Genomic DNA, 12,977 nt, shown 5'->3' with positions numbered 1-12,977 from the left:
CGGCAGGCTCCAGCTAACACAAGTTAAGCGGCATGCTCCAATGAGCATAGATAAAGCTAAGCTTCAGTATTCGCACCGGATTTTCTTCGCACAATCCAGTCACTTTCCTGGAACCGCTCAGATCGCTCTCCGTTGAAGGGGTGCAGCAGCCACCCATGAACTTCGCAAGCCTGTCGGGCTGCGCACGGTGTTCTGCGACCCGAGAAAACAGGAGTTCATCTCATGAAGAAGTACGTTGCCCTCGCGGCATTGTTCGCATCCGTTTCGGCCGCCCCGGCCTCCGCCCAGATGGTCATGGGCAGCCAGAGCTATCGCATGATGGCGGCGCAATCGGATGCCTTCGAGATTGCCACGAGCCAGCTCGCCCTCGAGCGCTCCCGCAATCCTACGGTCCGTCGCTATGCCCAGCAGATGATCCAGGATCACTCCATGACGAGCCAGGCCCTCAATGGCGGCCGTCCGGTTTATAGCGCCAACGGTCAGTTCATCGGCGGTTCGCTGAGCGGCACCCTCGCCGGCGCGGGCATCGGTGCGCTGGTCGGCGGCCCCGTGGGTGCGGCCGTCGGCGCCGGCATCGGCGCAACGGCAGGCGCGACAGCCGGTGCTGCGTCGAGCGGCTCCCCCGGTACGGCTGGCGGAACGGCGACCGGTGCCCTGGCCGGTGCTGGCGTCGGTGCCCTGGTGGGCGGCCCGGTTGGCGCCGCAGTCGGTGCGGGCGTTGGCGCGACCACCGGTGCAGCGGCCGGTGGTGCGGCCGACGTCCAGGCGACGGGCTCCGTGACCCCGATCCAGCTCGGCGTTCAGCTTCCGCCAGAGAAGATGGCCATGCTGAACCAGCTCGCCTCGACCTCCGGCCCGCAATTCGACCGCCTCTACGGACAGGCACAGCGCATGGGCCATCAGGAAGCTCTCGCCCTGCATTCGAGCTATGCCCAGGCCGGCAACGATCCGTCGCTGCGCCAGTTCGCGGCCTCGGTGGTCCCGCACATCGAGCATCACCTTCAGGATGCTCGCCGCCTCCCGGGAGCGACCGCCCGTCGCCGCTAACCGGCTTCCAGCCTGACCTTACAGTGCGGCGGGTCCATTGGACCCGCCGCGTTCTTATGGAGGAAGCCCGAGGAAGGATTGGACCTTTTTCCCGGCTTGTGATGCGAGCCGCAGAGTGTAGGAAGGGATCCTGTCTCACCTCACCTAACGCGAGCCCCCATGGCCTACGTCATTCCCGCGCCTTCGATACCCGCTCTTCCGGTTGCCGGCACCAAAGACCTGTTCCCGGTTCGCCGCGTCTATTGCGTCGGCCGCAACTATGCCGCCCATGCCCGCGAGATGGGTGGTGACCCGACCCGCGAGCCCCCATTCTTCTTCATGAAGCCCGCCGATGCCCTGCAGCCCGTCGCGGAAGGCGCAACCGTCGATCACCCCTACCCGCCCAAGACCGGCAACTATCACTTCGAGATCGAGATGGTGGTGGCGTTGGCCAAGGGCGGCCGGGACATTCCCGTCAGCCAAGCCCTCGACCATGTTTTCGGCTATGCGGTCGGCCTCGACATGACCCGCCGCGATCTGCAGGACGAGGCCAAGCAGCTCCGACGTCCCTGGGAGCTCGGCAAGTCTGCGGACCTGTCCGGCCCGGTTGGGCCGATCCATCCGGCCTCGGCTGTCGGCCACCCGGCGAACGGTGCCATTTCTCTGGAAGTCGCCGGCACCATCAAGCAGAAGGCCGATCTGTCGGACATGATCTGGTCGGTGGCCGAGCAGATCGCCTATCTCTCGACCTATTTCGAGCTTGCCCCCGGTGACGTGATCTTCTCCGGCACCCCGGATGGCGTGGGGGCGGTCACGCAAGGGCAGACCATGATCGGCGCCGTCGAAGGCCTGGGCGAGATCCGGCTGCGGGTTGTGTAAGCCCGGCGGGCTACCTCTTGCGTTTTATGCAACTTTGGCCGTTACTGCGTCACGGCGTGGCCCGGACGGGCTGCGGATGAGTATGGCTTCGGCTCAAACCCGAAGCCCACGAACAAGGGAACGACAATGAATATCGTTAAGACTGTGGGTTTGGCTCTTCTGGGTTCCGCTCTCGCCATGGGTGGAGCGGCCGCCCAGGAGAAGACGGTCAAGATCGCCACCGAAGGCGCCTATGCTCCCTGGAACTTCACCGGCGCAGGCGGCAAGCTCGAAGGCTTCGAGATAGACCTCGCCAATGACCTGTGCGCGCGCATGAAGGTGAAGTGCGAGATCGTGGCTCAGGATTGGGACGGCATCATTCCGGCCCTTCAGGCGAAGAAGTACGACGCCGTCATGGCCGGCATGAGCATTACGGAAGAGCGCAAGAAGACCATCGATTTCGCTGGTCCTTACGCCAACTCCCCGAACGGTTTCCTCGTGGCGAAGAACTCGCCGCTGGCCAAGATGCCCGGCAAGGGGGAGGCCTTCAACCTGAGCACCCAGCAGGCCGCAGCCGAGAAGGCCATCGAGGCCTACAAGCCGCTCCTGAAGGGCAAGACCGTCGGCGTTCAGACCTCGACCATTCACTCCAACTTCGCCGACAAGTACCTGAAGGGCACGGCTGAGGTGCGTGAGTACAAGACCACCGAGCAGCACGATCTCGATCTGGCTGCCGGCCGCATCGACGCCGTTCTCGCGGACGCGACGGCCATCATCGGCACCCTCGAGAAGCCTGAGTTCAAGGACTACACCCTGGCCGGCCCGTCCATCACCGGCGGCCTGCTCGGTGCCGGCGTCGGCGTCGGCCTGCGCAAGGGCGAGACCGAGCTCAAGAAGAGCTTCGACGAGGCGATCCAGGCTGCGATCAAGGACGGCACGATCAAGAAGCTGTCCGAGAAGTGGTTCAAGATCGACACGACCCCCCGCGTCTGATCTCTGACGCCTTTCTTCGAAAGCGCGGCTCCGGCCGCGCTTTTTTGTATGGATGCGCGCCATCTGCCACCGAAATTGCCAGCTTGGCTGCCTTATTCAACATGTTTAGGGCTTGCACCGGCTTGGCTTTTGAATGTTAGCTCTGACACGCAGGATGGGAGGCCTGGCTCGAGGGAGCCGCCTTCCACCCGAAAACCGGATCAGTCGAAACTGACCAGAGGGAAGACAATGAAACTGTTCAAGACTTTGGGTCTCGGCCTACTCGCCACGACACTCGCCATGGGCGGAGCGGCCGCTCAGGAGAAGACGGTCAAGATCGCCACCGAGGGCGCCTATGCTCCCTGGAACTTCACCGGCGCAGGCGGCAAGCTCGAAGGCTTCGAGATAGACCTCGCCAATGACCTGTGCGCGCGCATGAAGGTGAAGTGCGAGATCGTGGCTCAGGATTGGGACGGCATCATTCCGGCGTTGAATGCCAAGAAGTACGACGCCATCATGGCCGGCATGAACATCACCGACAAGCGTCTGGAAGTGATCAACTTCTCGCTCCCCTATGCGGCCACTCCGCATGGCTTTGGCGTGATGAAGGATTCCCCGCTCGCCAAGCTGGCAGGGACCGGCACCACGGTGAGCTTCGAGAAGGACCCTGAGGGCGCGAAAAAGGCGATCGAGGCCTGGAAGCCGCTGCTGAAGGGCAAGACCGTCGGCGTGCAGGGCTCGACCGTGAACTCGCAGTTCCTGGAAACCTACCTGAAGGACACGATCGAAATCCGCGAGTACAAGACCACGGAGCAGCACGATCTCGACCTGACCGCCGGGCGTATCGACGCCATCTTTGCCGGCCACGGCGCCCTGAAGGCCACGCAGGAGAAGCCCGAGTTCAAGGACATGGTCATCGCCGGCACAGGCATGCGCGGCGGCCTGCTGGGTCGCGGCGTCGCCGTGGGCATGCGCAAGGACGACACGGAGCTCAAGAAGAGCTTCGACGAGGCGATCCAGGCTGCGATCAAGGACGGCACGATCAAGAAGCTGTCCGAGAAGTGGTTCAAGATTGACGCGACCCCGCAAGTCTGACAACGGCGTGCCGGAAGTGCAGTCCCGGGTCCTGTAGTGCGGACCCGGGATATGATCCGGCTCAAGGCCGGATGTTACCGATGCCGTCTCGCCCGCTGCCTTCCACAGAGGGGAGACATATTCAAGAAAGTTTAGACGCGTGCAGCAACTGAGCTATTTCGAGCTCGTCGGGTTTGGTCCCAATGGATGGGGATGGGCTCTCCTCACTGCAGCGGCAATGACGATTGCGGTCGCCATCTGCGGCTTTCTTACGGGCTCCGTCGTCGGAACCCTGGTGGCCTGGGGCAAGATCGGCGGCAATCTCGTGATCCGCAGCCTCGCGGACGGGTACACCACCGTCCTGCGCGGCATTCCCGATCTTCTCGTGATATACCTGTTCTATTTCGGCGGTAGCGCGGCCCTGGGCGCCATCGGCAGCCTCTTCGGCGCCGACGGATTCATCGGCGTGCCAGCCTTCGTCACCGGGGCGCTCGCCATCGGCATCATATCGGGCGCCTATCAGGCCGAGGTCTTCCGCGGCGCTTATCAGGTGGTGAGCCGCGGCGAGATTGAGGCAGCACGCTCGGTGGGCATGCATCGCTGGCTCATGTTCCGCCGCATCATCGCCCCGCAGGTGCTGCGCTATGCCATTCCGGGCCTCGGCAACACATGGCAGCTGGTCCTGAAGGAATCCGCGCTCATCTCGGTCACCGGCCTCGTCGAGCTGCTGCGGCAGTCGCATATCGCAGCCGGCTCCACCCGCCGTCCGTTCGACTTCTACCTTACGGCCGCCGTGCTTTACCTGCTCATCACCTGGGTTTCGACCTACCTGTTCCAGCGCGCGGAGACCCACTCGATGCGTGGCATGCGGAGGGCTTCCTGATGGATTTCGCCTTCATGCGGGATAGCTTCCTGACGCTCATCGGCGGCGTGCCGCTGACCCTGAACCTCGCCTTCATGGCCGTGGGCCTCGGCGCCGTTCTCGCCATGCTGCTGGCGCTCATGCGCATGTCGGGTCTCAAGGTGCTCGACTGGCCGGCACAGGCCTATGTCTTCGTGTTCCGCGGAACGCCGCTGCTCGTGCAGATCTTCCTGATCTATTACGGCCTCGGGCAGTTCCGCCCCACCTTGCAGGAATGGGGCCTGTGGACCTTCTTCCGCGAGCCGTACTGGTGCGCAGTCTTCGCGCTGACGCTTAACACCGCGGCTTACGCCAGCGAGATCATCCGCGGCGGACTTCAGTCGGTTCCCCACAATCAGGTCGAGGCGGCACGGGCTTGCGGCATGTCGGGCTTCCTGCTCTTCCGCCGCATCGTGTTTCCCATCGCGGTCCGCCAGGCTCTTCCGGCCTATGGCAGCGAGATCATCCTGATGGTGAAGGCGACGTCGCTCGCCTCGATCATCACCATGATGGAAGTGACCGGCCTCGCGGCCAAACTGATCTCGCAGAGCTTCCGCGCGGTCGAGGTCTTCGTTGTCGCCGGCCTGATCTATCTCGTTCTGAACTTCATCATCACTCGCATCATCATGGCCATCGAATGGTGGCTCTCGCCTCACCTGCGCCGCCCACCGGCCGTGGAGCCGCGCCTGGAGGCCGCCCATGTCTAACGGAGTTGCATCCTTGTCGTCTCACCTTGCGTCTTCTGAGGTGGCCCCGGCCGTCTCCGTGCAGAATCTCCGCAAGAGCTTCGGATCGCTCGAAGTCCTCAAAGGCGTGTCGCTCAGCGCCCGGGAAGGCGACGTGATTTCGATCCTCGGCGCTTCCGGCTCCGGCAAGTCCACCATGCTCCGCTGCATCAACATGCTGGAAGTGCCGGATTCCGGCGAGATCCGCATCGGGGGCGAGACCATCGGCCTGAAGCAGACCCGCAAGGGCATGGAGCCGGCCGATCAACGTCAGGTCGACCGCATCCGCTCCCGCGTCGCCATGGTGTTCCAGAGCTTCAATCTCTGGTCCCACATGACGATCCTGGAGAACGTCATCGAAGCACCCGTCCATGTGCAGAAGCGCCCCAAGGCGGAATGCATCGCGGAAGCCGAGGAGCTGCTGGCGAAGGTCGGCATCGTCGACAAGCGCAATCAATATCCCTCGCACCTTTCCGGCGGCCAACAGCAGCGCGCGGCCATCGCGCGGGCGCTCGCCATGCACCCCAAGGTGATGCTCTTCGACGAGCCGACCTCGGCGCTTGATCCGGAACTCGTCGGCGAGGTGCTGCGCGTCATGCGCTCGCTCGCCGAAGAGGGCCGCACCATGCTGGTGGTGACCCACGAAATGGGCTTTGCCCGCGACGTCTCGAACAGGGTCGTGTTCCTGCACAAGGGCGTGGTGGAGGAGGAAGGCGCACCCGCGGAGGTGTTCGGCGCTCCGAAATCCGAGCGCTTCAAGCAGTTCATCTCAAGCCACCGCTGAGAAGTCAAAACGAAGGGCGAAGCAACATCTGCTTCGCCCTTTTGTTCAGCGTCTTTCGATGCGCCGGATCGGGGGCTGTCCCGAGGCGGGTGGAAACGGGGGCGACGATGGTCGAGCATCGACCGGCGGACCGCGCCATTCGCCACCATACTGCTCATGTCGCGAGCCGCCCAGAAACAGGCTCAACACGGCCGGAACGGCCAGGATCAGGAGCGACACCAGTCCCCAGACGACCACAATGGCCCCGAGGCCCAGGCCTCTCAGAGTCGTCAATGCCCAGGAGAGCCATTCGACCGTCTCGGGATGTCCCGTGACGATGTCGGCATTGCGGGCGGCGATGCCGCCGAAGAAGTCCAGAAGTCCGTAGGCGCCCCAGGCGAACAGCGACCAGATCGCCACGGCCATCCAGGCGAGGACCCACAGCAGCCGTCTCATTCAGCGCTCCTCGATCCGGATTGCGGTCCCGTCGATCTCCTTCGGGCCGCGCTTGGGGGTGCCGAGATGGTCGTGAATGATGCGCAGGTTGCGCATATTGGCCTTGAAGAACACGTCGAACAGGTCGCCTGCGAACGGGATTGCGCCGATGGCGGTATCGACCGCGACGTTGCCGATCATCCGCGCGATCTTCCAGCGCGGCAGACCGAGCTGACGGGCTTCCCAGATGATGTAGCTTGCGATGGCAGCGGAGACGGCATCGCCGATCCCCGGCACGAGGCCGAGCATCGCGTCCAGACCGACGCGCCGGTTCAGGCCTGGGATCAGCACGGCGCTGTCCATCAGTCTCGCAACCAGCGTGATGCGCGCCATCGCATCCTCCCGGCTCGGGCCGGCAGCTTTGATAGCGTCGAAAACATCACCACGAACAGTGTTCATTCCAGTCTCCGCGGGCCGATCCCGATGATCGGCTCAACGGACATTGATGTGTGAATTCGGATAAGGTTCTGCAAGATCAGACCGTTGTTATTTCATAACTCACCCAAAATTTCCTTTCATAGGAATCCTTGCAGAGCAAAGCTTTGCCAGCCATGCATTGTCTCTCATGGCTTAGATCCGCTTAGGTCTTGTTGCCTAAGATAGAGCTTACTTTAGGTAGCCATCTTTAGCGCTGTTCGCGCAACCGTCAGTCGTCTGACCAAGAAGACAAACATGCCGCCGGGAGGATCAACGCGCGGCATGATCTGTAGGGGCTCAGAACGGGAGAACCCGATGAGCAACAAATGCCGAGTCCGCCATGCGTTCAAAACGACTCTTGCGGTCAGCGCCCTTCTGCTTGGTTTCTCAACAAACGTCCTGAAAGCCGGTGAAGAAGGCGGGCTCATCCCTCCGGCTCAATATGCCAGCCTTCCCTCGAACGACGAGATGAACGATCCCAAAACGACGGGAAGCCTGCCGAATGCGAGAACCCTCTCCGGTTTCGCCTCTCTGGTCTCACAAGGAACCATCACGCTGCGGGCGAGTGCCCCGACCCATTGCGTTCCGGGCAATCTGCGGGAAGTCGTCGCCTCCGTGGCGGAGAAGTTCGGCGCCGTCAGCGTCGAGTCCACCCATCGCAGCCGGTCACGGAACTGGAGCGCCGGCGGCGCCCGCCAATCCCTTCACCTCTCCTGCCGGGCGATCGATTTCAGGGTTCGCACCCGCGTGCGCGGCGTCATGGCCTATCTGCGGTCTCATCCGCAGGTCGGAGGCCTGAAGATGTACCGGAACGGCATCATTCACATCGACAATGGAGAGCGTCGCTCCTGGTGAAGCTCGATCCTGAACCAGGAGGCAGCCCCTGGATCCGCAGCGAAAAGTGTAAGACACTCACAGCATGTTCGAGACTTTCACTCATCGCCGGATCGAAACATCCGGAGCCGTCATCACCCTGCGTGTCGGCGGCAAGGGGCCGCCCGTGCTCCTGCTGCATGGACACCCGCAGACCCATGTCATGTGGCACAAGGTGGCGCCGCAACTCGCGGAGACCTACACAATCGTCTGCGCCGACCTGCGCGGCTATGGCGACAGCTCCAAGCCTCCGACGAACGACACGCATGAACCTTACTCCAAACGTGCGATGGCGCGCGATCAGGTGGAGGTCATGCAGGCTCTCGGCTTCGAGCGCTTTGCCGTCGTCGGCCACGACCGTGGCGGACGCTGCGCCTACCGTATGGCCCTCGACCACCCGGAGCGGATTCTGGCGCTATCGGTTCTGGACATCATCCCGACCGCCGAGCACTTCCAACGCACCGACATGGCCTTTGCTATGGGCTACTGGCATTGGTTCTTTCTCGCGCAGCCTCATCCCCTGCCGGAGCGCCTGATCGCGTCGGATCCGGACGCCATCTATCTTCGCAGGGGACGCGATCTCTTCACTGAAGAAGCGCTTGCGGAATACCGCCGCTGCTACACCAATCCGGACACGATCCACGCCATGTGCGAAGACTATCGCGCCGGCGCAACCATCGACATGCGTCTCGACCAGGAAGACCAGAAGGCCGGCCGGCGGATCATGTGCCCGGTCCAGGCGCTCTGGGGCCGCAGGAACGGGCTCGATCAATGGTACGACGTGCTGTCCGTCTGGCGCGACTGGGCCGATCACGTGGAGGGCCATGCCATCGATTGCGGTCACTACTTGGCTGAGGAGGCGCCGGAGGAGACATTGGCAGCCTTGCAGCCCTTCCTCGCCAAAGCTTTCGCGCAATTGTAACGTCTCACCTCATCCTGAGGAGCCGCGCAGCGGCGTCTCGAAGGAGGCTCCAGTGCTCTCTGGATGATCCACCGAGACGGATTGCTCGCGCAATCCTCCTCAAGATGAGGTGAGAGTTATAAACCGGTCTGTGAGAACGGCGCGATCGTGACCCCGTTCGCCTCCAGCTTCGCACGCACCGTGCGAGCCATGGCCACGGCGCTCGGCTCGTCCCCGTGCACGCAGATGGTGTCGATCTCGACCGGGATCCGCTTGCCGGATACCGTCGTGATCGCCTTGTCCTGAACGGCGCGCAGAATACGCTCGGCCGCGAATTCGGCATCGTGCAGCACGGAACCGGGCTTCTTACGGCTGGTGAGCGTGCCGTTATCCTCATAGGTGCGGTCGGCGAAGATCTCGCGCACGACCGGAATACCGACATCGTGCGATGCCTTTTCCATCAGAAGGCCCGGCATGCACATGTTGATGAGGCTTGCATCCACGCCCTTGATGGCGCGGGCAATCGCGAGTGCGAGGCTCTCGTCCTCATTGGCCATGTTGTTGAGCGCCCCATGCACCTTCACATAGGTGACCTTGTGGCCGGCCAGCGAGGCGACGGCCTGCATGGCGCCGATCTGATAGGCGATCATGCGCTCGATCTCGGCAGGAGAATCGCCTCGGATCATGCGGCGGCCGAAGCCGTGGAGATCGTTGAAGCCGGGATGCGCCCCAACGGCCACGCCCTTGCGCTTCGCGGTCTCCGCCGTGCGGAACATGATGGACGGATCGCCCGCATGGAAACCGCAGGCGATGTTGGCCGAGGATACGATGTCGAGCATCGCCTCGTCGTCTCCCATCGGCCAGGGACCGAAGCCTTCACCCATGTCGCAGTTGAGATCGATGATCATGTCCGTCACACCAATACCGGTTTCGCCGCTTGTTCGCCCACCTGGAAGATGCGCTTGTAGCGCTCGACTTCCGCCTTCGGCCCCATGGCCTTCGTCGGATTGTCGGAGATTTTCACCGTCGGCCGTCCATCGGCCGAGATGACCTTGCAGACGATGGAGATGGGATCGAGCTTGCCCTCAGGCGCCAGTCCACGGAAATCATTGGTAAGCAGCGTACCCCAGCCATAGCCGATGCGCATGCGGCCGCGGAAATGCCCGTGGATGCGTTCGATCACGTCCACGTCGAGGCCGTCGGAAAAGATCGCGAGCTTGTCGCGTGGGTTCTGTCCGCGCTTGCGCCACCATTCGATCGCCTCCTCGCCGCCCTCGATGGGATCCTTGGAATCGACGCGGATACCGGTCCAGGCGGGCACCCAGTCGGGGGCATTCTGCAGGAAGTTCGTGGTGCCATAGGTGTCGGGCAGGATGACGAGCAGGTTGCCCTCGTAATCCTCCTGCCAATCGGACAGCACGTCGTAAGGGGATCGGGCGAGTTCCTCGTCGGTCTCGGCCAGCGCCGCATAGACCATGGGAAGTTCATGGGCATTGGTGCCCACCGCCTCCACCTCCTGGCGCAGGGCGATCAGGCAATTGGACGTTCCGAGGAAGGACGATCCAAGCCCTTCCATCATGGCCTGCACGCACCAATCCTGCCAGAGAAAGCCATGACGGCGACGGGTGCCGAAATCAGCGATGGAGAGATCCGGCAGGTCTTTGAGCCGTTCGATCTTCTCCCACACCCGGGTCATGGCGCGGGCATAGAGCACCTGAAGCTCGAACTTGCCCATGCCTCTCAGGACTCCTCGCGAGCGCAGCTCGTTGAGGATCGCGAGCGCCGGGATCTCCCACATGGTGGTCTCGATCCAGGGGCCGTGGAAGGTCAGGACATATTGGCCGTCCTCCTTCTCCAGCAGATATTCCGGAAAGCGGAACGTCTCGAGCCAGTCCATGAATTCCGGTGAGAACATCTGCCGCTTGCCGTAGAACGTGTTGCCCCGCAGCCAGGTGGACTCGCCTCGTGTCAGTCGCAGACTGCGCACGTGATCGAGCTGCTCGCGCAGTTCGCCGGCATCGATGATGTCGGCCAAGCGAATGCGGGTGGTCCGGTTGTGAATACCGAACGTCACCTTCACGTCGCGATGGCGGCGAAAGATCGTCTGCGCCATCAGCAACTTGTAGAAATCCGTGTCCAGAACCGACCGGACGATCGGGTCGATCTTCCAGGTATGGTTGTAGACGCGGGTTGCGATGTCCACCATCGCCTGCTCCTTGCCACTCGCGGGGAGCAGGACAATAGCGAAGGGCCGCCCATGATGAAAGGGTGCCCGGCGACAAGGATGGCGGCAGCCACAGCTTAAGGCGGCAGGACATCGACCTGGATCGAGGCGTAATAGGCCGCCACATCGGCGATATCCTCGTCCGACAGGTCCTTTGCTACAATGTTCATCGACTCGTTCTTGCGCTCGCCGGATTTATAGGCGGCGAGGCTCCTGACGAGGTAGCTTTCGAGCTGACCGGCGAGATTGGGCGCTTCCGGATTTTTCGAGAGGCCATCGAGACCATGGCAGCCCTGACAGGTGGTGAGCTTCTGGCGCCCTGCCCTGGCGTCTCCCGCATGGGCCTGACCGGCAACAACACAACTCAGGGCTAGTCCCGTCAGGGCGAGGATCGGGATCATCTTCATGATTGACGTTCCAGCGAAAAAGGGGCGCGCCGCGCGGCGCGCCCGTCTGAACAGGCTTATCGGCCCTCGTAGGAGATACGATAGATTGCGCCGGCTGTGTCGTCTGACACGAGGAGTGAGCCGTCCGGCAACATGGCGACATCCACCGGCCTGCCGAGATATTCGCCGTTCTCCGTGAGCCATCCTTCGGCGAAGACCTGCGGCTTGTCGGCCGTGCCGTCCTGCTTGAGCGGCGCGAACATGATGCGTGCGCCGATCGGCTTCGTGCGGTTCCAGGATCCATGCTGGGCTATGAAGATGCCACCCTGATAGGATTGAGGGAACATCTTGCCCGTATAGAACATCATCCCGAGATCGGCCGCGTGCGGATCCGTTTCGGCCTGTGGGCCTACGACGCCGGCCGGAACCGGATCATCCTTGTACTCAACGGTGCGGACGGTGCCGCCGCCATAATAGGGGAAGCCGAAATTCTGCCCCATGCTGGCGATGCGGTTGAGTTCTCCGGGAGGCTGGTCATCGCCCATGCCGTCGACCTGGTTGTCGGTGAACCACAGCGACTTGTCGGCCGGATTGAAGTCGATGCCGACCGAATTGCGGATGCCGGTCGCATAAACCTCGCGGTTCTTGCCATCCTGATCCATGCGGATGATGCCGCCGATTCCGACGCGCTTGTAGAGATCCATCTTGTCTTTCGGCGGCACATTGAAGGGCTGTCCGAGCGCGATGTAGAGCTTGTTGTCAGGCCCGATCCGGCAGACGCGTGCCGTGTGGTTGAAGCTTTCCTCGGTGGGCGGAATCAGATCGCCCTGCTTCGCGACTACGAAGGCAGCAACATCCGGCCCCTCATAGAAGAACTCTGCGGCGGGAAACTGCAGGACACGGTTCTGCTCCACCACGTAGAGCATGCCGTCGCGCGAGAAGCAGACGCCGTTCGGGATCTTCATGGCGATCGACGGGGCGAACTGCTTGACCTCGTCTGCGACACGATCCTTGTCGCGATCCGTCACAACGTAAACATTGCTTTTTCTCGTGCCGACGAAGACGACGCTGGCATTGGGGCCCACAGCCATATGACGCGCATCGGGCACGACGGCGTAGAGTTCAATCTTGAAGCCGGCCGGAAGCTGGATTTTCTCCAGATTGCGCCGCAGGGCGTCCGCGCGGCGCCCCTCTTGAGCAATGGGCCTCGGCTCCTCGGTCCCTGTGCTTTGGAAAGAGGTCAGCTTCTCAAGATTGCTCGCCGACGGCTGAGCGGCGGGTTGGGCAAGACTGGAAGACGCAAGAGCAACAATGGAACCAGCAGCAAGCAGGATGGATTTCATCGCTTCCTCCAAGTGCCCC

The 12,977-nt window shown here is 62.6% G+C and carries 15 protein-coding genes; 9 read left to right on the top strand and 6 right to left on the bottom strand.

What is annotated here, in order from left to right; genetic code table 11:
* Positions 1 to 222 precede the first annotated feature (222 nt).
* From FHR70_RS04300 to FHR70_RS04270, 7 genes are all read left to right on the top strand, one after another.
* Complete coding sequence (locus FHR70_RS04300) at positions 223 to 1,047, top strand: DUF4142 domain-containing protein (protein ID WP_183447427.1); 825 nt, start codon at positions 223 to 225, stop codon at positions 1,045 to 1,047.
* Positions 1,048 to 1,206: 159 nt separating this feature from the next.
* Positions 1,207 to 1,905 (top strand): fumarylacetoacetate hydrolase family protein, encoded by a 699-nt coding sequence (locus FHR70_RS04295; protein ID WP_183447425.1) that lies wholly within the window; start codon positions 1,207 to 1,209, stop codon positions 1,903 to 1,905.
* A gap of 126 nt (positions 1,906 to 2,031) precedes the next feature.
* Positions 2,032 to 2,877 (top strand): lysine/arginine/ornithine ABC transporter substrate-binding protein, encoded by an 846-nt coding sequence (locus FHR70_RS04290; protein ID WP_183447424.1) that lies wholly within the window; start codon positions 2,032 to 2,034, stop codon positions 2,875 to 2,877.
* A gap of 228 nt (positions 2,878 to 3,105) precedes the next feature.
* On the top strand, positions 3,106 to 3,951 hold the full coding sequence (locus FHR70_RS04285; RefSeq protein ID WP_183447422.1) for a lysine/arginine/ornithine ABC transporter substrate-binding protein: 846 nt from the start codon (positions 3,106 to 3,108) through the stop codon (positions 3,949 to 3,951).
* A 139-nt stretch (positions 3,952 to 4,090) separates the two neighbouring features.
* Positions 4,091 to 4,813 (top strand): ABC transporter permease subunit, encoded by a 723-nt coding sequence (locus tag FHR70_RS04280; RefSeq protein WP_183447420.1) that lies wholly within the window; start codon positions 4,091 to 4,093, stop codon positions 4,811 to 4,813.
* Positions 4,813 to 5,538 carry an ABC transporter permease gene (locus tag FHR70_RS04275; RefSeq protein ID WP_183447418.1) on the top strand — a complete coding sequence of 242 codons (726 nt, stop codon included), beginning with the start codon at positions 4,813 to 4,815 and terminating at the stop codon, positions 5,536 to 5,538. Before FHR70_RS04280 ends, FHR70_RS04275 begins: the two co-directional genes overlap by 1 nt.
* Entirely contained in the window at positions 5,531 to 6,340 is an 810-nt protein-coding gene (locus FHR70_RS04270) for an ABC transporter ATP-binding protein (RefSeq protein ID WP_183447416.1), read from the top strand. Before FHR70_RS04275 ends, FHR70_RS04270 begins: the two co-directional genes overlap by 8 nt.
* Before the next feature lie 45 nt (positions 6,341 to 6,385).
* Here FHR70_RS04270 and FHR70_RS04265 read toward each other — a convergent pair whose 3' ends face one another.
* Positions 6,386 to 6,775 (bottom strand): hypothetical protein, encoded by a 390-nt coding sequence (locus FHR70_RS04265; protein ID WP_183447414.1) that lies wholly within the window; start codon positions 6,773 to 6,775, stop codon positions 6,386 to 6,388.
* Positions 6,776 to 7,213 (bottom strand): DUF4112 domain-containing protein, encoded by a 438-nt coding sequence (locus tag FHR70_RS04260; RefSeq protein ID WP_183447412.1) that lies wholly within the window; start codon positions 7,211 to 7,213, stop codon positions 6,776 to 6,778.
* 486 nt (positions 7,214 to 7,699) lie between these two features.
* Here FHR70_RS04260 and FHR70_RS04255 point away from each other — a divergent pair, with 486 nt between their 5' ends.
* Positions 7,700 to 8,086 (top strand): D-Ala-D-Ala carboxypeptidase family metallohydrolase, encoded by a 387-nt coding sequence (locus FHR70_RS04255; RefSeq protein WP_183447410.1) that lies wholly within the window; start codon positions 7,700 to 7,702, stop codon positions 8,084 to 8,086.
* A 64-nt stretch (positions 8,087 to 8,150) separates the two neighbouring features.
* Positions 8,151 to 9,026 (top strand): alpha/beta fold hydrolase, encoded by an 876-nt coding sequence (locus FHR70_RS04250; protein WP_183447408.1) that lies wholly within the window; start codon positions 8,151 to 8,153, stop codon positions 9,024 to 9,026.
* Between the two features lie 116 nt (positions 9,027 to 9,142).
* On the opposite strand, the gene FHR70_RS04245 is transcribed toward FHR70_RS04250, so the two are convergent.
* The 4 genes from FHR70_RS04245 to FHR70_RS04230 all read right to left on the bottom strand — a co-directional run bounded on the left by FHR70_RS04245 (position 9,143) and on the right by FHR70_RS04230 (position 12,958).
* A complete protein-coding gene (locus FHR70_RS04245) occupies positions 9,143 to 9,913 on the bottom strand; it encodes a LamB/YcsF family protein (protein WP_183447406.1) in 771 nt (256 codons plus the stop codon).
* Between the two features lie 5 nt (positions 9,914 to 9,918).
* Positions 9,919 to 11,211, bottom strand: coding sequence for a nicotinate phosphoribosyltransferase (pncB, locus tag FHR70_RS04240; RefSeq protein WP_183447404.1), 1,293 nt, complete (start codon positions 11,209 to 11,211; stop codon positions 9,919 to 9,921).
* 95 nt (positions 11,212 to 11,306) lie between these two features.
* Entirely contained in the window at positions 11,307 to 11,636 is a 330-nt protein-coding gene (locus FHR70_RS04235; protein ID WP_210277464.1) for a c-type cytochrome, read from the bottom strand.
* Positions 11,637 to 11,692: 56 nt separating this feature from the next.
* Positions 11,693 to 12,958 carry a PQQ-dependent sugar dehydrogenase gene (locus FHR70_RS04230; RefSeq protein WP_183447402.1) on the bottom strand — a complete coding sequence of 422 codons (1,266 nt, stop codon included), beginning with the start codon at positions 12,956 to 12,958 and terminating at the stop codon, positions 11,693 to 11,695.
* Positions 12,959 to 12,977 lie beyond the last annotated feature (19 nt).

Source organism: Microvirga lupini, assembly GCF_014191055.1.
Lineage (GTDB): Bacteria > Pseudomonadota > Alphaproteobacteria > Rhizobiales > Beijerinckiaceae > Microvirga > Microvirga lupini_A.
This window is presented reverse-complemented; position numbering and strand designations above follow the sequence as displayed.